At 48.9% G+C, this 23,723-nt stretch carries 19 protein-coding genes, 1 tRNA gene and 1 pseudogene; 5 read left to right on the forward strand and 16 right to left on the reverse strand.

The features are described from left to right. Positions 1-64: 64 nt before the first annotated feature. The 12 genes and pseudogenes from LLF78_07690 to LLF78_07745 form a co-directional block, all read right to left on the reverse strand. Positions 65-1,228: an aminotransferase class I/II-fold pyridoxal phosphate-dependent enzyme gene (locus tag LLF78_07690; GenBank protein ID MCE5202377.1), complete on the reverse strand. Its 1,164-nt coding sequence runs from the start codon at positions 1,226-1,228 to the stop codon at positions 65-67. After that, positions 1,225-1,719, reverse strand: a complete 495-nt coding sequence (locus tag LLF78_07695; GenBank protein ID MCE5202378.1) for an Lrp/AsnC family transcriptional regulator — start codon at positions 1,717-1,719, stop codon at positions 1,225-1,227. The genes LLF78_07690 and LLF78_07695 overlap by 4 nt, the downstream gene beginning before the upstream one ends. A gap of 234 nt (positions 1,720-1,953) precedes the next feature. Continuing rightward, on the reverse strand, positions 1,954-2,382 hold the full coding sequence (locus LLF78_07700) for a TOBE domain-containing protein (protein ID MCE5202379.1): 429 nt from the start codon (positions 2,380-2,382) through the stop codon (positions 1,954-1,956). A gap of 91 nt (positions 2,383-2,473) precedes the next feature. Beyond that, positions 2,474-4,447: a cadmium-translocating P-type ATPase gene (gene cadA, locus LLF78_07705; GenBank protein MCE5202380.1), complete on the reverse strand. Its 1,974-nt coding sequence runs from the start codon at positions 4,445-4,447 to the stop codon at positions 2,474-2,476. 90 nt (positions 4,448-4,537) lie between these two features. Next, complete coding sequence (locus tag LLF78_07710; GenBank protein MCE5202381.1) at positions 4,538-4,990, reverse strand: MOSC domain-containing protein; 453 nt, start codon at positions 4,988-4,990, stop codon at positions 4,538-4,540. Then, entirely contained in the window at positions 4,977-5,489 is a 513-nt protein-coding gene (nifU, locus tag LLF78_07715; protein MCE5202382.1) for a Fe-S cluster assembly scaffold protein NifU, read from the reverse strand. The genes LLF78_07710 and nifU overlap by 14 nt, the downstream gene beginning before the upstream one ends. A gap of 34 nt (positions 5,490-5,523) precedes the next feature. Continuing rightward, on the reverse strand, positions 5,524-6,696 hold the full coding sequence (gene nifS / locus LLF78_07720) for a cysteine desulfurase NifS (protein ID MCE5202383.1): 1,173 nt from the start codon (positions 6,694-6,696) through the stop codon (positions 5,524-5,526). A gap of 27 nt (positions 6,697-6,723) precedes the next feature. Beyond that, positions 6,724-7,176 (reverse strand): Rrf2 family transcriptional regulator, encoded by a 453-nt coding sequence (locus LLF78_07725; protein ID MCE5202384.1) that lies wholly within the window; start codon positions 7,174-7,176, stop codon positions 6,724-6,726. Positions 7,177-7,350: 174 nt separating this feature from the next. Then, positions 7,351-8,655: a glucose-1-phosphate adenylyltransferase gene (gene glgC, locus LLF78_07730; protein MCE5202385.1), complete on the reverse strand. Its 1,305-nt coding sequence runs from the start codon at positions 8,653-8,655 to the stop codon at positions 7,351-7,353. 170 nt (positions 8,656-8,825) lie between these two features. Further along, positions 8,826-10,307: a glycogen synthase gene (locus LLF78_07735; protein ID MCE5202386.1), complete on the reverse strand. Its 1,482-nt coding sequence runs from the start codon at positions 10,305-10,307 to the stop codon at positions 8,826-8,828. 1 nt (position 10,308) lies between these two features. Next, entirely contained in the window at positions 10,309-12,045 is a 1,737-nt protein-coding gene (gene glgP, locus LLF78_07740) for an alpha-glucan family phosphorylase (GenBank protein MCE5202387.1), read from the reverse strand. Between the two features lie 87 nt (positions 12,046-12,132). After that, positions 12,133-13,617 (reverse strand): annotated as a pseudogene (locus LLF78_07745) (DUF3536 domain-containing protein). Between the two features lie 90 nt (positions 13,618-13,707). Here LLF78_07745 and LLF78_07750 point away from each other — a divergent pair. The 3 genes from LLF78_07750 (at position 13,708) to LLF78_07760 (ending at position 16,856) form a co-directional block, all read left to right on the forward strand. Further along, a complete protein-coding gene (locus LLF78_07750; GenBank protein ID MCE5202388.1) occupies positions 13,708-14,268 on the forward strand; it encodes an ATP-binding protein in 561 nt (186 codons plus the stop codon). A gap of 288 nt (positions 14,269-14,556) precedes the next feature. Continuing rightward, positions 14,557-15,537, forward strand: coding sequence for an HAD-IA family hydrolase (locus tag LLF78_07755; GenBank protein MCE5202389.1), 981 nt, complete (start codon positions 14,557-14,559; stop codon positions 15,535-15,537). Positions 15,538-15,542: 5 nt separating this feature from the next. Further along, the gene (locus tag LLF78_07760) at positions 15,543-16,856 is read left to right on the forward strand and encodes a replication-associated recombination protein A (protein ID MCE5202390.1); all 1,314 of its coding nucleotides are present in this window, start codon (positions 15,543-15,545) and stop codon (positions 16,854-16,856) included. A 98-nt stretch (positions 16,857-16,954) separates the two neighbouring features. Here LLF78_07760 and LLF78_07765 read toward each other — a convergent pair whose 3' ends face one another. Next, entirely contained in the window at positions 16,955-17,479 is a 525-nt protein-coding gene (locus LLF78_07765; GenBank protein ID MCE5202391.1) for a cob(I)yrinic acid a,c-diamide adenosyltransferase, read from the reverse strand. Between the two features lie 5 nt (positions 17,480-17,484). Beyond that, on the reverse strand, positions 17,485-17,988 hold the full coding sequence (locus LLF78_07770; GenBank protein MCE5202392.1) for a DUF2703 domain-containing protein: 504 nt from the start codon (positions 17,986-17,988) through the stop codon (positions 17,485-17,487). A 189-nt stretch (positions 17,989-18,177) separates the two neighbouring features. On the opposite strand from LLF78_07770, the gene LLF78_07775 reads away from it, so the two are divergent. Next, positions 18,178-18,263: transfer RNA gene (locus LLF78_07775), tRNA-Leu, on the forward strand. A 294-nt stretch (positions 18,264-18,557) separates the two neighbouring features. Here the strand turns inward: LLF78_07775 and LLF78_07780 are convergent. Beyond that, positions 18,558-20,810, reverse strand: a complete 2,253-nt coding sequence (locus LLF78_07780; protein ID MCE5202393.1) for an excinuclease ABC subunit UvrA — start codon at positions 20,808-20,810, stop codon at positions 18,558-18,560. A gap of 329 nt (positions 20,811-21,139) precedes the next feature. Between LLF78_07780 and LLF78_07785 the strand changes: the two genes are divergently transcribed. Continuing rightward, positions 21,140-22,135 carry a DUF1080 domain-containing protein gene (locus tag LLF78_07785; protein ID MCE5202394.1) on the forward strand — a complete coding sequence of 332 codons (996 nt, stop codon included), beginning with the start codon at positions 21,140-21,142 and terminating at the stop codon, positions 22,133-22,135. Between the two features lie 40 nt (positions 22,136-22,175). On the opposite strand, the gene LLF78_07790 is transcribed toward LLF78_07785, so the two are convergent. Next, positions 22,176-23,435 (reverse strand): hypothetical protein, encoded by a 1,260-nt coding sequence (locus tag LLF78_07790; GenBank protein MCE5202395.1) that lies wholly within the window; start codon positions 23,433-23,435, stop codon positions 22,176-22,178. Positions 23,436-23,723: the final 288 nt, after the last annotated feature.

The raw sequence follows: 23,723 nt of genomic DNA on the forward strand, positions 1-23,723 counted from the left end.
ATTGCATAGCATTAAGATGGATCGCTTGTATAGTTTGAGCTTTCCTGCAGCGGTTATGTGTTTCTCAGCCCCGCAGCTTATCTATGAATCTGGAGATACGTTTCATAGCCTCTTTGAGTTCCTCTACCGAGTAAGCATAGGATATTCTCACATATTTGTCTCCACATTCTCCAAAGGCCGAGCCAGGTACGACAGCCACGTTCTCTGCTTTAAGCAGTGCAGTGCAGAACTCCTCTGAGGTCATCCCAAACTCGGAGATGTCCGGAAATACGTAGAACGCCCCAAAAGGCTCAAAGCAGGGCAGCTCCATCTCGCGGAACGCCTCCATAAGGTAGCGCCTTCTCTGGTCATAGGCCGTTTTCATCATTTCAACGTCCTTGTCTCCGTTCCTGAGTGCGTCGATTGCTGCATACTGGCTGATCGTAGGTGCCGACATGATCCCGAACTGATGTATCTTTATCATGTATTCCATGATATGTGCCGGAGCAAGTGCGTAGCCGAGGCGCCATCCCGTCATTGCATAGGCCTTGGAGAAACCGTTGATAAGTATGGTACGCGCCTGCATGCCTGGCAGGGAGGCGATACTGACGTGGCTGTTCCTATATGAGAGTTCGCTGTATATCTCATCGCTGATTACTATAAGGTCATGCTTGATTATGACATCAACAAGGTCTTCAAGATCCTTTCGCTCCATTATTGCGCCGGTGGGGTTGTTGGGATATGAAATAAGCAGCGCCTTTGTCTTGTCGGTTATAACTGCCTCAAGCTGCCCGCGTGTGAGGCGGAAGTCGGTATCTGCGCTCAGTTCTATAGGAACCGGCACTCCGTCCGAGAGAAGGATGCATGGCTGATAAGAGACAAAGCATGGCTCCGGATAGACGACCTCGTCTCCGGAGTTGAGTATCGTCCTTAAAGCGACATCAATGGCTTCGCTGCCTCCGATGGTCAGCATTACTTCCGAAGAACTGTCATATTCAAGACCGTATTTGCGCTTTATATAGCCGCATATCTCGTCGCGCAGTTCAATCAGCCCAGAATTGGAAGTGTAAAATGTGCGGCCCTTCTGGAGTGCGTAGATGCCTTCCTCGCGTATATGCCAAGGCGTGTCGAAGTCAGGTTCTCCGACACCGAGCGATATGACGTCAGGGATCTCGTTTGCGATGTCGAACAGCCTGCGTATACCTGACGGTTTTATGTTTTTAATTTTGTCGCAAATCATATCTCTCATGGAGTTACCACCATCCGCATATCTTTCCTGATATTGACAAGCGGTATGCCATGATCTTTATAGCGCACGAGCACTATATGTGTCGCCGTGCTCTGAACCTCTTCTATGACCGCGAGTTTGGAAGAGACGAAAAAGGCGATCTCTTTCATGGTTGCTTTTTTTAGGATTACTGTAAAGTCATATCCGCCGGACATAAGGTATAGCGATTCTACCTCCGGATATTGGTATATTTTTTCAGCTATTTTATCAAAGCCGTTGCCTCTCTGAGGAATCACCTTAAGCTCGATAAGTGCCGAGATTTTATCGTCGTCAGTCTTGTCCCAGTTGACCAGAGCATGATAGCCGCAGATAATATGCTCTTTTTCCATGGACTCTATTTCTTTTTTTACTTCCTCAATTTCTAACCCAAGCATGGCGGCTATCTCTTTTGGCTCATACCGGCCGTTTTTTTCAAGCAACTCAAGTATATGTTCCCTTTTTTTGCTGTCCATGTTTTTATACCCCCCCGCTGGATACAATTTCCCATGTATTCTTTAAGATGAATAATTTTCCTCCGCCTTGCGGGTTTAGTCAAGCTAAATCTGTTTTGGCTGCCATCTTAGTGTTCGGCTAAGGCAACATCGTCTCGAGTTTATCTGCAGCGGCATCAAACTATGCGGCGCGGCATTTCTCAATGTCGGTGGCGTCACAGAGTACGGGGAGAGTTACGGACGTATTATGGAAACTTATTCTGCGACTCCGACTATTATGTGGGATGCCTTTATCAGTGCGGTAACAGGTTTGCCGGGCAATAGCCCAAGTTTCTGTGTGCTTTCGCAGGTTATGACTGCGACAAGATCCTCGCCTCCGTCAAGCTTGACGACTATCTCACTATTGACTGCGCCTGCCTTGATTTCCCTGACAGTTCCTTTCAGTTGATTGCGCGCGGATAATCTGATGCCCTGAAGGTCTGTGGCAATTATTACCCATGTCGCCTTTATCAGCGCAACGGCCTCTTTGTCAACAGCAAGTCCAAGAGCCTCTGTGCTTGTCTCTGTGATGATTGCCGTAAGCTCGGTCCCGCTTGGCAGCTTAATGACAATCTCATCGTTTACGGCGCCTTTTTTGACTGATGTAACTATCCCTTTGAACTGATTTCTTGAACTTGTTAACATATATGACACCTCCGTGAGGTTTATTTGTTTCTTGTGATCATTGTATCAGATTAAAGCAGATACAACTGTGCATATTTGCCTTATATTCCGGCTAACCCCTTGATGCTCTCGTTGCATTCAATATGGCAAGCAGTGCTACCCCGACATCGGCAAAAACCGCTTCCCAAAGCCCTGCAAGCCCGACTGCGCCGAAGACGAGGAATATCCCCTTAACTCCAAGAGCCATAATAACATTTTCCCATACTATTACATGTGTTTTTTTCGCAACGCGGAGAAGTTCCGCAACCTTCAGAGGAGAATCGTCAAGGATAACAGCATCGGCTATTTCCACTGCGACCTGCGATCCGAACCCGCCCATTGCTATCCCGGTCTCGGATGTTACCAATACCGGGCCGTCGTTCACGCCGTCCCCGACATAAAGTGTTTTTGCAGTGTCCCCGCCGCATATATCCCTAAGTGCCTCTACTTTATCGCCGGGCAGAAGCTCTGAACGATAACCGTCAAGTCCAAGTTCATTCGCAACATATTTTGCAACTTCTTCTCTGTCACCGGTGAGCATGTAGATCCCCTTAACACCAAGCTCTCGAAGCTCCTTAACCGCTTGGTAGGATTCTTTCCTTATGCTGTCTGTGACGATAATATAACCTATGTATATCCCGTTTTTCATAACGTGGACGACTGTGCCGGTTTCAGAAACTTCCGGCGTTCTGATCCCATAGTCTGCAATAAGAGCGGAGTTTCCTACGACTACAGTATCTCCTTTGTCAGCAAGCAGCATCCCCTTGCCAGCGATCTGAGTCACCTGTAAGTCCTGGCGGAGAGGAATATCCCCTGCCGCTGCCAAGATCGATTTTGCAACCGGATGGTTTGACCCTGCCTCGGCCGAAGCTGCGATCTTAAGCAGTTCATCAATGCTGATCCCATTTGACGGGACTATTTCTGCGACCTTGAACTGTCCGTATGTAAGGGTCCCTGTCTTGTCAAATACAGCGATTGTAACTTTGTTTACTGCGTCAAAGACATTTGCGCCTTTGACGAGGATGCCTTTTTTCGAAGCACTTCCGATGCCGCCGAAGTATCCGAGCGGTATGGATATTACAAGTGCGCACGGGCAGGATATGACCAGCAAAATGAGTCCCCGGTAGAACCATTCATGAAAGTCCCCGTTTCCGGTGAGCGGCGGAATAAAGGCCACCATTGCAGCAAGGGTAAAGACAGCCGGAGTGTACCACTTTGAGAAGCGTGTGATAAATCGCTCCGTGGGTGATTTACGGGTCACCGCATTCTGGATCATCTCCAGCATGCGTGATATTGTTGAATCTTCGAACGGACCTGCGGCTTCTATAGTAAGAAGACCGTCAAGCGCAAGCGTTCCACCGTGTACTGTCCCTCCGGATCCAACGGCAACAGGCATAGATTCTCCGGTTATTGCAGAGCAATCGACCAGAGAGGTCCCGTTTTTGACTATCCCGTCTATAGGTATAACTTCTCCGGGGAGTACCTGGACTATGTCCCCTTTAACTATTTCCTTTGGATCAATATTTATGGGTATTCCGTCCCTTATAAGGCGTGCAAATAGCGGTTTTTGCGCTAACAGCGCTTTTATTGAACGGCGTGATTGCGAAGAGGCTTTCTCCTGAAACGCTTCTCCAAGTCTGTAGAATATCATTACGCCAACGGCTTCCGACATCTCGCCTATGGCAACCGCCGCAAGTGTCGCTCCGCCCATCAGAGTGAATTCGTTGAAAACATCTCCCTTTAACAGGGCCCGAAATGCGACTTTCAGCACAGGAAACCCGCAGAACAGATAAAGGGCAAGAAACGCCGTGTTCAACACGTAGCCATTGATATGTTCGGCAAAGAATTCTTCTGCTATGAGACATAAGGCAAAGAGGGTCCCCATAATTGAAAGAAATAATATTTCTCTGCGGAATTCATCCCGCTCAGTCTTTTCTTCCTCTTCGCATTCCTCAAAAACATTGTCAACGGCTGAACAGGAACAGCAGGAACAGCCTTCATCATGTCCATTCACGTTATGATGCCCTGAATCTTTTGTATCCTTCATACGATATCCCCCAAGTTCCTTGCTCGCAGACAAAAATACAGACAGCCTGATAAGCAAAATATAGCTGTCTGTATATTTCTGCCGATATTTTTATTCTGCGAACTGGATAGTGTCTCCGACTTTAACCTTACCACCCTCGATAACACGGGTGAAGATGCCTTTTTTAGGCATTATACATTCTCCTGTTTTCTTGAAGACCTCACAGTGTGAATGACATTCCTTGCCTATCTGTGAAACTTCGAGCAACGTCTCTCCTACCCTGAGTCTGTCGCCGATTTTGAGCCGGCTGAGGTCAAATCCTTCAGTTGTGAGGTTCTCCGCAAAACTGCCCGGTATAAGGTCGGGCAGCTTTGCCATCATAGTGCGTATATCTTCCATGGAGATGAGGCTGACCTGCCTGTGCATGAAACCGGCATGAGCATCACCCTCCAGCCCTATCTCCTTGATCAGCACGCCCTCTTTAATGTCGTGTTTTATCATGCCCTTTTGCGGGGCAGAGCAGACCGCGACTATTTTGCCCTTAATATCTTCACTCTGTGGCACGGTGATCCTCACTTACAAAAAGCTCTTCCTCTTCAGCAGGCGAAGTCGATCCGCTGCAAGTGTCATCGCCGCATGAGCCGCCGCATTCTATGCATGTCGTCGGGGCTTTGAAGCCCTCAGGGACCTTTCCTGTCTTACGTCTGAAGTAATCCGCAATGGCGGCCTCGATCCCCTCCTGGGCGAGCATTGAGCAATGGAGCTTTGCAGGCGGCAGCCCGCCCAGGGCTTCGGCTACGTCCTTATTGTTTATTTTCAGGGCTTCGCTGATCGTCTTGCCCTTTGCCATCTCCGTGACCATGGAGCTTGTCGCGATAGCCGCCGCACATCCGAAAGTCTCGAACTTTATATCTTCTATGATCTCTTTATCGTTGATCTTGAGATATATCTTCATTACGTCGCCGCATACCGGATTTCCTACTTCTCCGATAGCATTGGCGTCGTCGATCTTTCCCGCGTTGCGTGGGTGCATAAAATAATCAACTACTTTTTCAGTGTACATAATGCAACCTCTCCTCTTTTTAGATCGATTATATTTACTTTTTGTTGTAGAACGGTGACATGGCGCGAAGTTTCTCGACTATAGGCGGGAACTGTTCAAGAACGTAATCGATATCCTCGTCGCCCAGGTCCTTTCCTAGTGTCATGCGCACCGAGCCGTGTGCCGTGGAGTGGTCAAGTCCCAGAGCGAGAAGAACGTAGCTTGGCTCAAGGCTGCCGGAAGTACAGGCAGAACCGCTCGATACTCCTATGCCGACCGAATCCATAAGAAGAAGCATCCCTTCTCCTTCTATATACTTGACGCAGATACTGACGTGGTATGGAAGACGCTGTGTTCTGTGTCCTGTAAGTAATGTCTCCGGTATCCTCTCAAGCAATCCGTCGATAAGTTTATCGCGAAGGCGTCTTTCGTTTTCGATCTCACCGCTTGCAAGGCGTTCCGCAGCGAGCTCCGCAGCCATTCCGAAACCAATGAGCCCCGGAGTGTTTTCGGTCCCTGAGCGCAATCCAAACTCCTGGCCGCCTCCGTGTATTACAGGTGTCAGTTTTAGCCCCTTTCGTGCGTAAAGGGCTCCCACACCCTTAGGGCCGTACATTTTATGCGCTGCCATGGTCATCATGTCTATCGGCAGTTCCTTGACATCTATCTTGATGTGTCCTGTTGCCTGAACGCCGTCTGTATGAAAAAGGACTCCGTGTTTGTGGCATACTTCACCGAGTTCTGCCACCGGCTCGATCGTGCCTATCTCATTGTTTGCAAACATAACAGATGCAAGTATAGTATCTGGTCTGATGGCAGCCTCAAGTTCCTTCGGGTCCACTAGTCCGTATTTGTCCACAGGTAGGATCGTATATTCATAGCCCATTTTGCCTAGCCATTTAACTGTATCAAGAAGGGCGTGGTGCTCTATCGCGCTTGTTATTATATGCTTGCCCTTGTCCTTCATCGCCCATGCGGTGCCCTTTATTGCCAGATTATCAGCTTCACTTCCGCCGCCCGTGAAGATTATGTCTTTAGGCTGTGCACCTATCAGCTCTGAAACTTGAGAGCGTGCCTTGTCAACGCCTTTTCTTGCCTCTTGCCCCCATTCGTGAAGGCTGTTCGGATTGCCGTATATTTCCGAAAAATAGGGTATCATTGCCTCAAGTACTTTTTTATCGACCTGAGTTGTTGCTGAGTTGTCCAGATAAACTTTGCGCGGTGTCATTACAAATCACCCCTCTGATGTATTGTGTTATTTCTTCCTGCCGCAGTTGCAAAGCGCCGAGCGGCAGTTGCTTTCTGACTGGTTCACAAGATCCTGGAATGTCGTGCCATCGTAGACGGCTTCAAGCGCCTCACGCGCCTTGTCCCAGAGTGGGCGAAAGACGCAGTCTTCATAGAAACTGCAGTCATCGTCGATACGGGTAGTGCATTCAACAGGTCCTAACGATCCCTGAACGAAACGTATCACCTCTCCTACCGTGATCGAATCAGCGTTGCGAAGCAGGTAATAACCACCATCCTTACCTCGTGCCGAGTCAACTAATCCGGCGCTTTTAAGACTGTTGAGTATGTTTTCAAGAAAGCGGACAGGGATCCCCTGAGCTTCTGCTATAGTTCCTATCTTGCAGGGGCCTTCATTATGATGGTACGCGAGCTCGTATATTGCTCTAAGCGCATATTGACATTTTTGTGTTATTGCCATTATCTTCACCATCCCTATCAAACTAGTGTAGATTACTCTTTGGTGAAATATTTGTCAATGCATAATATACGTAATCGAAGTATAAGGGAAATAATGGCTGCACGTTTCTGATAACAAATGTCGGCGTGGGAAAGGATCTTCCCACGCCGACATTTGTTATCCGTGAAATTTGAGCTAGAATCCCATCTCGTCCGGAGACCTGAAAATATTCTCGTAAGCCCCGGGAATCTGAAGGTTTTTTCGAAGCTGAATTTTCGGCATCCCAATTACTGTTACGCCGGAGTCCGGATCACGGAAATATTTTTCAGCGTCGGCCGCAGCATCAAATCCGATTGATGTTCCGGCTGCAATTTTGTTGTGAGCATCAACTATGACCTTGCGCAGGCGGCAGTTCTCACCGATATCCACGCCTTGTCCTATTATGCACTCTTCTATTACGGCGCCTGAGTTAATGACACAGTTGCGTGAGAGCACACTCCTGCGGATGTCTGCGCCAAGCACGCGGCTGGCCTCGGCGCGCAGGCATCCGTCAACTGAACATTCGTGGTCATGCGCCGGATATGTGAATCCCGGAGGGTCTGAGTATGATACAGTACGAATCGGCCAGAGTGAGTTATAGAGGCTCAGTGCTGAAGGATGGTGCAGCAGGTCCATGTGGGCCTCCCAGTAAGCTTTGATGTTTCCTACGTCCTTCCAGTAAGGCCTGTCATCACCCGGAAGGACATTGGTCGAGAAGTCGTAAGCCATTAACCTGTGGCTCTTATAGAGCATAGGCAGTATATCGCGCCCGAAGTCATGAGTGCTGTCCTTCCTCTCGTTGTCGGAAAGGACCGACTCTTCAAGCGTCTCACGTTCGAAGATGTAGTTCCCCATGGATACGAAACTGAATCCGGGCCTGCCCGGTATTTCGGGCGGGATTGCAGGTTTTTCGACGAAATCGATGATGCGGCCGGTTTTGTCTGTTGCTATGCACCCGAACTGGTGCGCCTCGCATGACGGGACTACGTATGCGGCAACGGTGATGTCTGCCTTGGTATCCATGTGGAACTGCAGCATCTGCTCTATGTCCATTTTATAAACATGATCCGCTGCGAATATGCATATCCTATCCGCATCGAATAGCGTAACCAGGTGCATGTTCTGAAATACAGCATCTGCCGTACCTTCGTACCAGCGCTCGCCGTCCCACATCTGAGCAGGGACTACATTCACAAAGAAGTCGCGCCCTCGCAGTGCGCTGCCGAACTGCCAGCCTTTGCCGATGTGCTCATGAAGTGACTGGCTCTTGAACTGAATAAGGCAATAAATAGAAAAAAGACCGCTGTTGACCATATTGGAGAGTGCAAAGTCGATGATGCGATATTTTGCAGCAAAGGGGACTGCAGGTTTAGCCCTGTACCTTGTCAGAGGCATAAGGCGTTCTCCCTTCCCGCCGGCAAGAACGATACCTAAAACTCTGCCGTATTTACCGTGTATCATTGAAACCGCCTCCCTTAAGAAAATGTTGATAAATTATAGACAGATCTCATTGCTGTTTCTCCATTGTATTGTTTTTTGATGATTATGTAATGAATAGATGGAGCATAAATGAATTAAATCACTTATTATAGGTATAGTACGATTATAGCTCTTTGCGATATAGGTGTCTATTAGTCTGATGTCAATATATTACGGTAAAGTTCCGCATATGCTTTGGCCGAAGCGGCCCATGAAAAATCTCTCAGCATCGAATTGTTGATTATCCTATTCCACCTTTTTGTGTCGCGCTTTGCATCCAGGGCACGATCCAAAGCTTTTACGAGCTCTTCGATGCTGTATTCTGTGAACAGGAAACCAGTGCCATCGGCTGAATCGTCAGCATCTATGATTGTATCTGCAAGTCCGCCGGTCGCACGTGCCACCGGTATGGTCCCGTAGGCGAAAGCAATAAGCTGAGACAGTCCGCACGGTTCAAAGAGCGATGGCATAAGGAGGATGTCCCCGCCTGAGTAAGCCAGATGGGCCATCTCTTCGCTAAAGCGGACAACAGGATGGACAGATTCGGAATAATCTTCTGCAAACTCTGAAAGTTTTCGGTTATAGAGTTCGTTACCTGACCCTACGATTACTGCGTAAATATTTTCCGGCAGAAATTTTTCGAGTGCATCCAGCATGATGTCTATGCCCTTCTGTTCTGTGAGACGTCCGATGAATATCACTACGGGACGTCCGTCATCCTTAAAGCCGCATTTTTCCAGAAGCGCTTCTCTGCATTTAGTTTTACCTGATAGGTCTGACCTGCTGTAATTGCAGGGCAGCATCTTGTCCGTCAGCGGATTCCACACATCGTAGTCGATCCCGTTGATTATGCCGCAAAGTTTGTTTTTGTGGGCTACTATGACGCCATCAAGTCCGAATCCTCCGCCCGGAGTCTGTATGTCCCACGAGTACCTCGGGCTGACTGTCGTTACTGCTTCAGAGGTGATAATGGCCCCTTTCATGAGGTTGACCTGTCCGTAAAACTCCATACTGTTTAGATCAAGCGGGGAGAAGGCTTTTGGGTCAAAACCCCATGCGCTGAGCGCCGACGGGTCGAAGAGCCCCTGATGAGCAAGGTTGTGAATAGTGAAGACGGTGTCATAATCGCCGTTGAACGAAGAGTAGTACCTATGCCAGCGAAGCGCTGCCGGAACAGGGGCCGCAGTCCAGTCGTGGGCATGCAGGAACTGCGGCTTCCAGCATGTTACAGAAGGAAGTTCAAATGAAGCGAAAGATAAGAACAGAAAGGGGAAAGAACTTTCTACTGTCATCTTTTCCGGATAAATGTCAGGATTTGAGAATAGTTCATCCTGTTCAAGCATATAGATGTGCAGCCTGTCGAGCTTTACCTCCCAGACGTGCGCGGTCCACGCACGCCAGTTAAGGGCTATGCTGATATCGCCGATGAATTTTTTGTCCTGTGTGCAGAATTTTTTTGCATTGTCAAAGACCCCCGGCCACGCCGGGATCAGCACGCGTGCGTCAATATCAAGTTCCTGCAGCGCTTTCGGCAGTGCGCCCACAACGTCACCCAGCCCTCCTTTTTTTGCGAGTGGGGCGCATTCCGGCGCAACATGCAGGATTTTCAGTGAGAATTCCTTCGGCATCATCATATCAATGCCCGCGGAATATTGTCCCGTAAGCCTTTTCGCAGTATTCCGCAACGACCCTGTGCGTGTTGAAGTAACTTGCATTTACTGATATCGCAAGCTTCATCATCAATATCCACCTTTCCCGGTTGCCATAGTATGTTGGGATTATCTTCCCTTCGAGTTTGCTGTAGAGGTCCATGGCATCCTCTGATTCGTCGTAGCCGTTCATGTCGTTTTCACTCGGCTCCGGACCTATCGCCCAGCCCGTATGTCCTTCAATGCAGCCCTCTATCCACCAGCCGTCAAGAACCGAAAAGTTCATTATCCCGTTATGGACACACTTCATCCCGCTTGTGCCTGACGCCTCGCGAGGGCGCTCAGGAGTGTTCAGCCACAGATCGACGCCTGAAGTTATGAGCTTTGCAGAGCCGATGTTGTAATTTTCAATGAATAAGACAGGCATTGCTTTCCCAAGTTCCTTTGAGATGTTATATATCTTCTGCAGCATGTCCTTGCCGGGTTCATCATGGGGATGGGCCTTGCCTGAGAATATGAACTGCAGCTTCCCCGAACCTATCTCAAGCAGCCTTTTTATATCGGTAAAGACGAGGTCCGCACGCTTATAAGTAGCGGCGCGGCGTGCAAATCCTATAGTCAGTATATCTGCGTCAAGTTCCTGCCCCGTCTCTTCGAGTATGAGCGCAAGAAGCTTCATCTTCGCAGCCTGATGTGCCCTCCATATCTCCTGATCGGGTATGTGCAGTGCCTGCATAAGCCTGTCAGGGGAGTTGCGCCAGCCTGGGATGTGTTTATCGTAAAGTTTTGCAAATTCAGGTGCTGTCCATGTCGTAGAGTGAACTCCGTTTGTTATCCAGTCGATCGCAGGGTCTTTAAACATCTCTCGGCTGACTTCTGCGTGTTTGCGCGAGACGCCGTTGACATAACGGCTGAACTTAAGCGCCAGATCGGTCATAGAAAGGCCGCTGCCTCCTATGCTGTGCTGGAGTATTTCTGTGAAACCTCCGTCTATGACCTGTTTTATCAAATCGTAGGAGAAAAAGTCATGACCTGCGGCAACAGGCGTGTGGGTCGTGAATATGACCTGGCTGCGGATCTTTTCGATGTCACTATAGCCCTGTTCCCGTAAGAGCTCCAGTGAGATAAACCCGGCATGCCCCTCGTTAAGGTGGAAAGTGTTTATATTTCTGAATCCCATATCGCGGAGCATGCGAAGTCCGCCTATGCCGAGTATCAGTTCCTGGCATAGCCTGTACTTGTTGTCCCCGCCGTACAGTTCCGCTGTGATCAGCCTGTCTTCCGGGGTGTTTTCGGGGAAGTCCGTGTCCAGAAAGAGCACAGGAAGCGGATGACCCGAGTGGCCGGACAGAACATAGCTCCAGACTCCCACTGTTACCTGTCTGCCTTCCATGGCAACTGTAACGTGGTTGGGAAGCAGTGTCAGCTTGTCTGCAGGATCCCATTCTGCCGGGAGTTCTGTCTGTCTCCCGTCTTTGTTTATCTTCTGTACAAAGTACCCCTTTTTATAGAGCAGTGTTATTCCTACCATTGGAACGCCAAGGTCAGCAGCACTTTTTAGTATATCTCCGGCAAGGATCCCAAGTCCGCCGGAATATGTAGGTATCTCCTGCGTTATGCCTATTTCCATTGAAAAATATGCTATGTTGCGGAAAGCCGGGTCCCGTTCGAGTGTCGAAAGCAGGGACTGAGCGAGATTACTTCCGTAGTTCATTTCTGTCATTCCGGTTCCTCCCCCAGAGGGTATGTCTTCCTTATTTACCATTGTGCCATCCGATGCTACATATACATTTTCGGCTGGGTCTGATCCCGTATGCTGTGTTGTGGGTATATGAGGTATGATATCACGTTCCGCAATGACCATTGCGTTCGGGGTCTCCGGAACATTCCCCTTTACATTTTCAAGGTCGGCTATAAGATCTGCCATGAGGTTTTTGCCGGATATGTTCTGCGTAAGTTCCGCCGCACGCATAGCGTACGAAATTACCAGTTTTGTCTCTACGCCTGTAATATCGTTAAAGAACCAGCCGCATGATGTGTACATGAACATACGCATCCTCTGGGCGTCCAGCAGCGAAAGGATTTCATCCTCTGTTTTTTCATCAAGCCCACCTAGATATTCTCCTAGAAATTTTCTGTCCCTCTCGCTTTTCTCCATCCTTGGAATATATATGCCCGATTTAAAAAGATCTATTGACAGGTCGCGCAGAGCAAATGCGTCGCCAAAGCGTGATATATACGACTCATATATCTCGTCCACCCTGTCGCGGAGTCTGTCAAATGCCGCGCGCAGAGGCCCTCTCCATGCCTGGTTCCATCCTGCTTCACCGCCTGAGTGGCAGCCGCAGTTGCTGCGCCAGCGTTCAATGCCGTGTATGCACGACCATGAGGTATTTTCAACTATTCTGCACTCGTCTGTCGGAGGATGTTTCTCAAGAAACTCTTCTATGCCCGGCAGAGATACTTCGGGATTTGAGAGAAGATTTTTAAACGCGCGTGCCAGCGCCATCTCTCCGAACTTATGATGATGTCCGTAGGTTTCGCCGTCGGTAGCGACTACGAGCAGCCTGTCCTCTGTCCGTACTTCTATCGAACTGACGAGCGCTTCGCTGAATCTGTCACCGTTATCCAGAAGTCCTCCGAATGCAATATCATGTGATATCTTCCCGTGATAGAAGATGATAAATATTGAGCGTCCCGATGGGAGTCTGCATATGTACGGGAGCGTGACGTCGAGCCCATTTCCTCCGGGTGTCTCATGCCATGTGCCCTGTCTCTGAACTGCGAGGCATTGCCGCGGGGCAAGGATCGTAAATTTTATGTCTTTTTTTGCCAGGATATCCAGTGTTTCAAGGTCCACTGCTGTCTCAGGCAGCCACATCCCGTGTGGTTTCCTGCCGAAGCGGTATTCGAAATCTCTGATCCCCCATACGACCTGTGTAACCTTGTCGCGTGAGGAGGCAAGAGGCATTATCATGTGGTTATAGCATTGGGCGATCGCCTTTCCGCCTGATCGTATGATGGAGTTGTTGAGCTTGGCGTCCTCGTGTTCGATCCATCTGTGCAGAGTAGGGCCGAAGTCGAAACTCAGATGAGAATAGTTGTTCATAGTGGAGAGGATAAGCCCGTCGGAGCTGAGTATGCGAGCCGCACTGTTTGGTCTGTAACACTCGCTGTATACCCGCTCGTTCCAGTCGTGATCAGGCGCGGCGGTAGGATCTTTTGGGACTGTGCCAAGCCAGGGATCTTCCCTGGGCGGCTGGTAGAAGTGTCCATGGATGACGATATTGAACAAAGGGACTTCACCTCCGTAAATTGTGGCTGGACTGCCACAGCAATCTGATTATACTAGAAGAAACATAAATTACATCGGGAAGTGACACTGATGCTTGAGGATTTGTCCGCACATGTGCTTGATATTGCAGAAAACAGTGTAATGGCAGGCGGAACAGATGTGACGATCGAAATAACTGAGAACCCCGCAGAAGACCGCCTTATCTTCTCAGTTGAGGATAACGGAAGAGGCATGACTGAAGAGTTTGTCTCTAAGGTCACAGACCCGTTCATTACGACAAGGACCACACGCAGGGTAGGCATGGGACTTCCTTTCCTTAAGCAGTCTGCTGAACTTAGCGGAGGGGGTCTTTCCATTCGAACGAAACCGGGGGAGGGCACGAAGATAACAGCTACGTTCCGGTACAGCAGTATTGACAGGCCGCCGCTCGGAGATATGCCCGCAACCGTGATGACACTTATAATGGGTCATCCTGAAATACACTGGACATACAGGCATAGGACGGACAAAGGTGAATATGTGCTGGACTCTGACGAGATAATAGAGGCTCTTGGCGGGGATAGGGAATTGCTGCGTTCTGCAGATGTAGGGCTATGGCTTCGCAGCCATATAAAAGAAGAGCTGGACGAAATAGGTTGGGGCGGCATTTAAAAATAACGCCACGGTCCATTTGCCCTTGTGTTTTTTCTGCTCAAGGGTATAATAATTAGCAGGAACCTTGATAATTACCCCTGCGGAGTTCGTGGAATACGGGTTGTGTCTTGAGCCAACAAATCATCCCGGCAGAACCTTTTACCGTCGGCGGCGGAGACCTTTTGGTTGACCAAGTTGGGCGGATGGGGTTCCATCCTGTTTCAGGAGCGGGTCAAGACCTTCCGTACACGGCTCCAGCGGGGTTTTTTGATTTTCACACAAATCTGATTCACCAGGAGCGCATAAATGGAAATAAAACCACCATTCTGGCATCCGTCAGTCGCGTCAGGAGTGCTTCTTGACTGGGACGGAGTAATAGCAGACACAAAACTGAACTTTTCCGGCATAAGGGAACGTTATTACGGCGGCAGGCCTGCCATGCTGATCGAAGATGCCGAGACACTGTCGGAAGAGGACAAAACTTCTCTTATGAAAGACCTTTGTGACCTTGAGATTGAATGTGCCAAAAATGCAGTGCCTGTTCCCGGTGCGCTGGAACTTCTCGATCGTCTTGATTCCAAAAATATCCCATATTGCATTGTATCGCGCAACTGTGCGGACTCTATAAGCCTTGCAGCCGAGGCCATCGGCGTCAAGCTTCCCGCGCAGACGTGGAACAGGGACAATTCAAGATGGCTGAAGCCTGATCCGCGTGCGCTTGTCTCGGCTGCTGCCTTTATGGGGGTAGAAATCCATGGCTGTATTTTCATAGGAGACTTCCTTTATGACCTTCAGGCCGCGCGCAGGGCGGGGATCCGTGCTGTCCTTGTTCAGAGGACGGAGCCTGAGTGGGAAGAGTGGGCTGATGCTTCTTATCCTGCTCTGTCCGACCTTCTCTCTGCACTGGATGATCCTCAGCCGCTGGTGCCGTGGGAGTATCGAGAGATTTTTGCTAAACGCGGTGAAAAATGGCTCAATGGTGCGCATAACCTGGTACTTGCAATGCCTGATTCGACATCTCCGACTCTTGACTGTTGGCTGGCACGAGCGGCAGCGTTCGGTATCCAAGCAATAGCTATACCTTCTGACGCAGTATTCACGCCGGCAGACTGGAAGAACAACCCATCATTTGACCCTTCATCCATGGGCCGCAGACTTGCGGATGTCGCGCGCGATTTCCTTGCTCCGCGTTTCCCGATGGTGCGTATTACCACTGAGGAAGAAGGACTTAAAGCTCCAAAGAATTCGCTGGACCTCATGCGTTTTATCGAACGCAAAATTTTCTGATCCAAATGGAAGAACAAAACATATTCGATCTGGGTGAAAAGTCGGCAGCGAGAAGCTATGAAGTACCGCTTGCCGAGCGGATGCGTCCGTGCACAATTGACGAATATATCGGGCAGTCGCATATCCTGGGTCCGGGCAAACCGCTTCGGCAGATGCTTGAAGGCGGAAAGGTCCCCAGCTGTATACTCTATGGTCCGCCCGGGGTTGGCAAGACAACGCTGGTCAGGCTTATGGCAAAAATGACCGGACGTGAGTTGCTTGAGATAAATGCCGTCAGTGCTAAGGTGGAGACTCTGCGCTCACTTGTTGACAAAGCTAAGGATGAGAAGCGTTTTTCAGGCAGATCTGCGATAGCGTTCGTTGACGAGTTATACCACTTTAACAGCAAACAGCAGAATGTACTGCTTCCCTCCGTGGAGACCGGAGACATCATCCTTGTCGGGACTACGACGGAAAATCCCTGGTTTGAGATAAACAAGACACTGCTCTCGCGCATGATAACATATACGCTTAAGCCGCTTACGGACGAAGACCTCTTTGAACTGCTTGAACGCGCGCTCACAGACAAAGAGCGGGGGCTCGGGATGCTTGAAGTCAGTGCGGAGAAGAGCATACTGGAAAAGATAGCGGCACTTGCCGGAGGCGACGCGCGACAGGCACTGACACGTCTTGAGGCGTCAGTGTCCTCTGTTGCGCTTGGCGGCGGTAAGGTGCTTACGGAGAAAATCGTCGCTGAGAGCACCGGTATGGCAACCCAGCGATATGACAGGGCATCGGATGACCACTACGCGGTCATCTCCGCTCTTATAAAGAGCATGAGGGGCTCCGATCCTGATGCCTCGGTCTACTGGCTTGCCAGAATGCTTTCCGGCGGGGATGACCTGCGCTTCATCTGCCGCAGGCTGTGCATATTTGCGTCCGAGGACATAGGCCTCGCAGATCCGATGGCGCTTGTCATCGCGCAGAACGCTGCTGCCGCAGTTGATAGGGTAGGCCTTCCTGAAGCGAACCTGATACTCAGCGAGGCTGTGATATATCTTGCCTGTGCGCCTAAAAGCAACAGCTCATACCTTGCCATAAACGCGGCCACAAAGGCCATTGAATCAGGAGACCTGATGGAAGTGCCGTATCATCTCCGCAACGACGGGGAAGGCTATATCTACCCGCATGATAAACCCGCACACTGGGTACCTCAGGCCTATCTTCCGGAAGTCAGGCGGTTCTACCATCCGGGGAAACTTGGCGCCGAGGCCCGTATCAAAGAGAGATTAAAAAATTTCTGGAAGAGATTCGCTGAAGACGCAGATGACGAACAATAAAAAATGGGCGAGACCGTTCGCCCATATGCTGTCCATTATAAACGGGATCAGCCGTATAAAGGATGACCTATTTCTTTTCTGCTCATCAAGGTTTCATGTTATGCCTTACTTTCATTTACAAGGTTGCGCTCTTCTTCGTCCACCTTCAAAGATATAACGTATATTACATCTGATAATCTGTTTAAGAACATATAGCTTTTTTCTTCTATCGAGCCTTCTCTGTAAAGCGGCGTAGCGACCCGCTCGGCGCGCCTTGCGATTGTCCTTGCAAGGTGCAGCGCGGCGCCGCATGCAGAATCTCCGGGGCGCACAAACATATTTGCCTCCACTATGCTCTCTGTGACGCGAACCGCGATATTCTCCATTATACGGGGATCGGGAGTGGGGAAGTCGCACTTGGCGAAGTATGCCATTGTGCTTAAGAGGTAATCCTCTATGAAGAAAATATCCTCAGCGATAGAGGGGAATTTACATGCCGCCCGTGCCATGCCGAGTGCTGCCTGGCATTCGTCCAACGTTCCGTACAGCTCGACGCGCCGGTCGTCCTTGGGTACCCTTATGCCGTTGCCCAGAGAAGTTATGCCCTTGTCTCCGCCCTTAGTGGTTACATTGAAATTTGCCATGTTGCTCACTCCTTGTGATAGTTATGGCTGATGCCCTGTTCCTCGTCACCGCATCCGCTTGCGCAGGAAGAGCAATCTGAACAGCTGCAGCCGACAGTGTGCTGTGACTTGAACGTCACTCGCAGCGTAGCCTCTATGAAAAATTCCTCAGGCAGAGCCTGACATTTCTTGCCGTCGAAATCCTTAAAAGTTCTGCACGGGAATTTCGCACCGCCAGGCGTGATGCAGTCGTCACAATCCGAAAAATCAAGCTCCAGCATCAGCAGGTTCTCAATGGGAGTCTCTTCGACGTTCAATTCCGGAGACTCGATTGTAACCATGTTGCCCATCATAAGGTTTTCCTGTGTTATGTCATCCAGTATGACCTTACGGAGTTTCAGCTTAATGCCCATCGGCGCCAGCTTCGATGCGAATCTATCCCCGAATCCGGCGAGATTCTCCCAGGTTTCCTTCCATGGAGCAGGATCGATGTCCTTTACCGTATAGTGAGAAAGAATAATATCCTTCATCGCGAATTCCCCCTGTAAAGTTCTTTATCACACGCTATATATTACCTCATTCAAAGCACAGAGGAAACATATCTTACACGCGTTGATTCCAAAGCGGACAATTGCGGGATAAATTTTATACCATAAAATGTTGCGGATAAAACACAATAATGTTATAGTGTTCTCTGCCTTACGGAGTAAACAGAAATTGCCGGGATGGCGGAATGGCAGACGCAGAGGACTCAAAATCCTCCGGGGTAACACCCGTGGGGGTTCGACCCCCCCTCCCGGCACCAAAAATTATCAATAGTCCCCGATACTTTGCCGGGGTCTCTTTCTTTTGTCTGCCGTATAGGGTATATTTCAAACATTTTGTCCCTTCTTTTCCAGTTTTTTAAACATACCCCAGTTATTATGTTAAAGACTTGATATTATGAAATTTAAATGTTATATCGGATTATAACAGAATAGTAATGATGGCAATGCTGCAAAACAAATACATGTTTTAGAAATCTTTTTCTTTTTACAGAATCAGGCGGCGCGTCAGCTGTCCAGACAGGGGGCGGGGAACGTGCTCCCCGTTTTATACTTCATTTCGGCAGACTGTCCATTAGATAAGGCCTCGTCACGGAGCGTTCGCAGAAGAGTATCCCCCGCGGTTCTCCCGTGTAGAGTATTTCGCCGCCGGATCTTCCTCCACCCGGGCCGAGTTCGATTATCCAGTCAGCTTCTTTCATCACGTCCACGCTGTGCTCGACGAGGAAGAGTGTGTTTCCGGCGTCCGTCATCTCCTGCCAGAGCTTCATGAGAGTCCTTATGTCGTAGAGGTGGAGGCCGTCAGTGGGTTCGTCGAGGACGAATATAGTGCCGCTGCGGTCCAGGTTAGATGCGAGCTTCACGCGCTGAAGTTCTCCTTCGGACAAAGTTGTCATGGACTGGTTCAGATGCAGGTAGCCAAGGCCGACGCGCTGCAGAGAGATGAGCTTTTTGACAAGTTTTTCGCCCTCAAAAAACTTCGCAGCCTCGTCTACAGTCATGTCCATGACGTCCGCTATGTTCTTGCCCATGTGCCTGTATTCCAGCACTTCATTGCTGAACCTCTTGCCGTGGCACATGTCGCAGAGTGTCTCTATTGCGTCCATGAAGGCCATGCCTGAGACTATGACGCCGCTTCCTCCGCAGACTGAGCAGGCGCCCTTCGAGTTGAAGCTGAAGTATGCCTTCGAGACCTTGTTATCAGCAGCGAATATGGTGCGTATCTCATCTGCTATGTCGAGGTAAGTGGCGGGCGTTGAGCGCAGGTTTATACCGATATTCTTCTGCCCTATCATTATTATCTCGTTTGGACAGACCTTTGCGAAAGACTCCATGAGCGATGATTTGCCGGAGCCGGCGACGCCGGCTATGACGCACATGACACCGAGAGGCAGGTCAGCCGAGACGTTCTTGAGGTTGTGGAGGTTTGTGCCCTTTATATGGAAAAATCCCTTCGGTTTTCTGATGTTTGTCTTGAACGGAGATTTTGCCTTGAGCAGCCGCCCCGTGAGGTTGCCGTCAGCCGCAAGCAGCTCGGGATATGTTCCCTCAAAGACTATCTCGCCGCCCCTGCGTCCAGCGCCGGGCCCCATATCTACGATGTGGTCCGCGAGCTTTATGACCTCTCTGTGATGCTCGACGATGAGCACGGTATTACCGTGGTCGCGCAGCCGCATGAGCGAGTTTTTGAGCAGGCTTATGTCCTTCGGATGAAGGCCGACGCTGGGCTCATCCAAAACGTAGGACATGTCAGTAAGAGCCGAGTTTATATACTTGGCTATCTTTATCCTCTGAGCCTCTCCGCCGGACAAAGTGCTTGTGCCGCGGTTCAGCGAGAGGTAACCGAGGCCCATCTCCTCGAGCGCTCCGAGGCGTTTTGTGATCTCACGCTTCATGTCGACCGCAAGCGGGTCCGTTATGGATTTTATGAACTCTATTGCGTACGGTATCGGCATCATAGTGACATCGGCTATATTTTTGCCGTTTATGCGGCAACTGCGCACCTTCTCGTTCAAGCGTGAACCGTGGCACTCAGGACATTCGAACGTACTGACCATTTTGTCGAGGATGTGCTGGAAGCGCTTGCCTTCTTTTGTAGTGATTATGCTTCGATACATGCGTGGAAACATCCCCTCGTACTTCGCTGACTTTGGCCAGTACGAAGGGGGATTTTTGAGTCTTATCTGAGGCGAGTAGAGGAAGAGGTCAAGTTCCTCCTTTGAGTAGTCCTCTATCTTCTTGTCCAGGTCGAAGAGGCCGCTCCAAGCATAGCGTTTCCAGCGCCAAAGTCCCTTGCCGAACGTCGGGAAGCGGATCGTATCCTCGTCGTTGAGGCTCTTGCTGAAGTCCACCAGCTTGTGTATGTCGAGGTCGTGTACCTCGCCCAACCCGTCGCAGCGCGGACATTTGCCCGAAGGATGGTTAAACGAGAACGAATCCGAATAGCCGATGAACGGATGTCCGACTCTGGAGAAAAGCAACCTCAGCAGAGAGTAGATGTCTGTGTATGTCCCGACGGTCGAGCGCGTATTTGGCGTCGGTTTCTTCTGGTCGATGACAATGGTAACGGGAAGGTTTTCGATGCGCTCGACATTCGGTCTTCCGTACTTCGGCAGGAATTGCTGCACAAACGACGGGAACGTCTCGTTGAGCTCGCGCCTCGACTCGGCGGCTATAGTGTCGAGGCAGATCGATGATTTTCCTGAACCGGAAACTCCTGTAAAGACCGTTATCTGCTTTTTTGGTATTTTGAGGGATACGTTTTTCAGGTTGTTTTCAAAAGCGTTGACGATATTTATCGTGTCCATTTTTATTTGTCCTTTGCTTAAAAATCTTGTAAGATTATACTCCAGAACACCATGGTTTCCGTGAACAGATGTATTCGAAAATCAATTTTGTGATATATCGGATAATAATGGAGCGGCAATTAAAAAAAGCAGCACACATAATAATCGGCACCGGCCCGGAAGGACATAAAGAATCATAGCTGCTTGCACGAGTAGAGGCGCCCCATCGTATTTTGCACAATTTATCGCTACAGCATGGTTTGTAATTGAGAAATTGACTGTGTTTTTATTAATCTTTTAATGATGTAAAATATGCGAATGGAATTTTATTTCTGAGGAGGTGCGGACTGATGAGGGAAAAATCAGAAAACTGCGGTTTTACAATGATCGAGGTCCTTATCGCAATTATTATTATCAGTGTTTTGTCCGGCATGATACTTATTTCCATGGTATCCGGAGCCGACAGGGCTGAGGCTGCCCGTATTGTTGCCGAACTGCGCAGTCTTAAGTCCGCAGCTCTTATATGCAAAGCCTCTACCGGTGACTGGCCTTCTGATATTATTGATCTCAGAGATTATATAAATCTTAAGGAAGCGTCTGCAGCTCATGCAGAATATAGCCTAGCCCTTGACAGCTCAGACAAATTCATTGGTTTTTCTGCCAATCTTGCGGATCTGTCAGATGGGGTAAAGGCAAAACTGGAAAAGATGGCATCTTCTCATAATCTTTATTCGGACATATCGCTCACATCTTACTATTCCGGACAGGCGGATGTTGTCTATCCTGTTTTGCGAGGTGCCGGCAACGTGCTTTTTGCAGCCGACCTAAGCAGTCTCGGCCAGTTTAAGACTCTATATGGCGCAAATTGGCTGATATCGGACGGTCATCTGGTGTCTCCTTCTTCAACCGGAGAAAGGCGGCTTGCTTTTGGCGATCCATCATGGACGGACTATACACTTTCACTCACCGGACGTTTTCTCAGCGGTAATATTTCCGGCAACAGCGGCTATGGCGTGTATTACAGAGCCGACCAGGTATCAGGATTTACGCCTGGGATATCAGGCTATTGTTTTCAATTTGATACAGGTTACAACGCATTTGTTGTCAGAGTCGTCACAAACGGGAAAGAATCCAATCCCATACAAAGAGTCTCTTTCCCCGCTGGTTTCGATGTCAATGCCTTGCACGCAATAAGTATCAGCGTTGAAAGTGACCATCAGATCATCACGGTCGATGGTGCACCTGTCATGGATTTCTCTGATCCAACATATCTTTCCGGCAGCGCGGGTCTTCGTACGTGGAATCAATCTACTGCCGAATTCAGCAATATAATAGTTACACAATAAAATCAGCTGATGTGGTCAGATGCCAGAAGAAGGTTGCTGTTCATAACTTGCCTGGATGTCGGTCTGCGAGAAATCCTGAAATTTTAGTCCAGATTCGCTGTGTTTCAATGAATTGCCGATAATGTTTTTTGACATTTTTATCGTAGTGTTCCAGTTCTTTTGCTATATTCATAAAATCACTGCGCCCAAAATAAGCGCAAATATTGGGGAGTGCGGCGGCAATCCCTTCCCGCATCTCTTTAATTTTTTCTTCATAACACTCTTGCTGTGTGATATACAGCAGCAGCGGTTTATATCGTATCCACCCGATGCAGGCGCGGTAGAAGCGTGTTACAATAAATTCGGAATCTGCCTGAATATATTTCAGTTTGATGGGAAGCACGCCATCCATCAGATGATGATAGGTGGAAAAGCCGTCATGGAATGTATAGCAGGGCACACGCAGCACTTTGCGCTCACCCAGACAGGTACTTAAAAAAGTATCTTCGCCCCGCGCGCCGGGTGGGTTATAAAATGGGCTGACTCTATGGGGATCAGTTAGATTTATACATAAGTTAGAGCCTGATATAAATTTGGTATGATTGATTTGATGCACTTCTTCGGCGTCGTTGCTCACTAAAATTTTTGTGTCTGCATAGGTAATACCGCCATTTTCCATAACGGACTGTATCGTGTCCCAGTTGTTGATGTCATTGCTTATCGCCTCAATAAACAAACGAAAAACATGCTCTGGCATGGTGTCGTTAAACTTGATATACGGAATCGGCGAAATGTACCCGCAGTGATGTCCATTAGTGATATCAGCCTGTTTGATATATTGCAGATGAGTCGCCAGCACATGCTGTCCGCTCCATATAGCGGTAGGGTGTGTCTTGGTAACTGCCATAGGATATTCATCATCGTCGAGAAAAACAAGATAATCCATATTATTTTTCATGGCTGTATAAAGCGCGGCATTGCGTTGTGCTGCGTATCCGCTTCCGAAAAACAACTTAGATTCAGCCTCGTTGATGACATTATTCCCCATCAGATAGTCAGCTTCTTTTCGGATTGCAGCGCTGCCGATAAAATAGGTGTCGTCAATCAGGTCCAGTACATCTTTGCTCACGTTTGAATAATCAGTTGATTTAGTGTTCGAATATGCTAAATCATATGCAACAAATAAATTTAAATGGACATTCTCTTTTTCTGTTAAACCACTTTCTTTCCAAGTATAAACATTAGTTTTTAAAACCTTTTGGAAACTTTTGCGCCCTGTTGCAAATCCAATTCCTACGTTGATCGTCTTATCTTTTCCCATTTTAACCTCCCTTTTCTCTGCTTGGAATTATCTGCTGCCAGTAAGGTTTATTGTTTATAACGCAGCTTTTCCGACAAAAGAATCGTTATAAGCCTTGAAAGATCATATTACCAGGTATTTTTAGTTTATGTTACGAAACTAATTTATACCATGCATCCGCTCGATTTTCCGGTGTGCTGCTGTACCACGGACCCTTTTGTACAGTAAAAACTCCGCTGTTTCCATCCACCGTGCAGACATAGTAATTTCCGTTGTAATAAAGCAGGTCGCCCCGTTTAAACGTGTCGC

This window comes from Synergistaceae bacterium (genome assembly GCA_021372895.1).
GTDB lineage: Bacteria > Synergistota > Synergistia > Synergistales > Synergistaceae > JAJFTP01.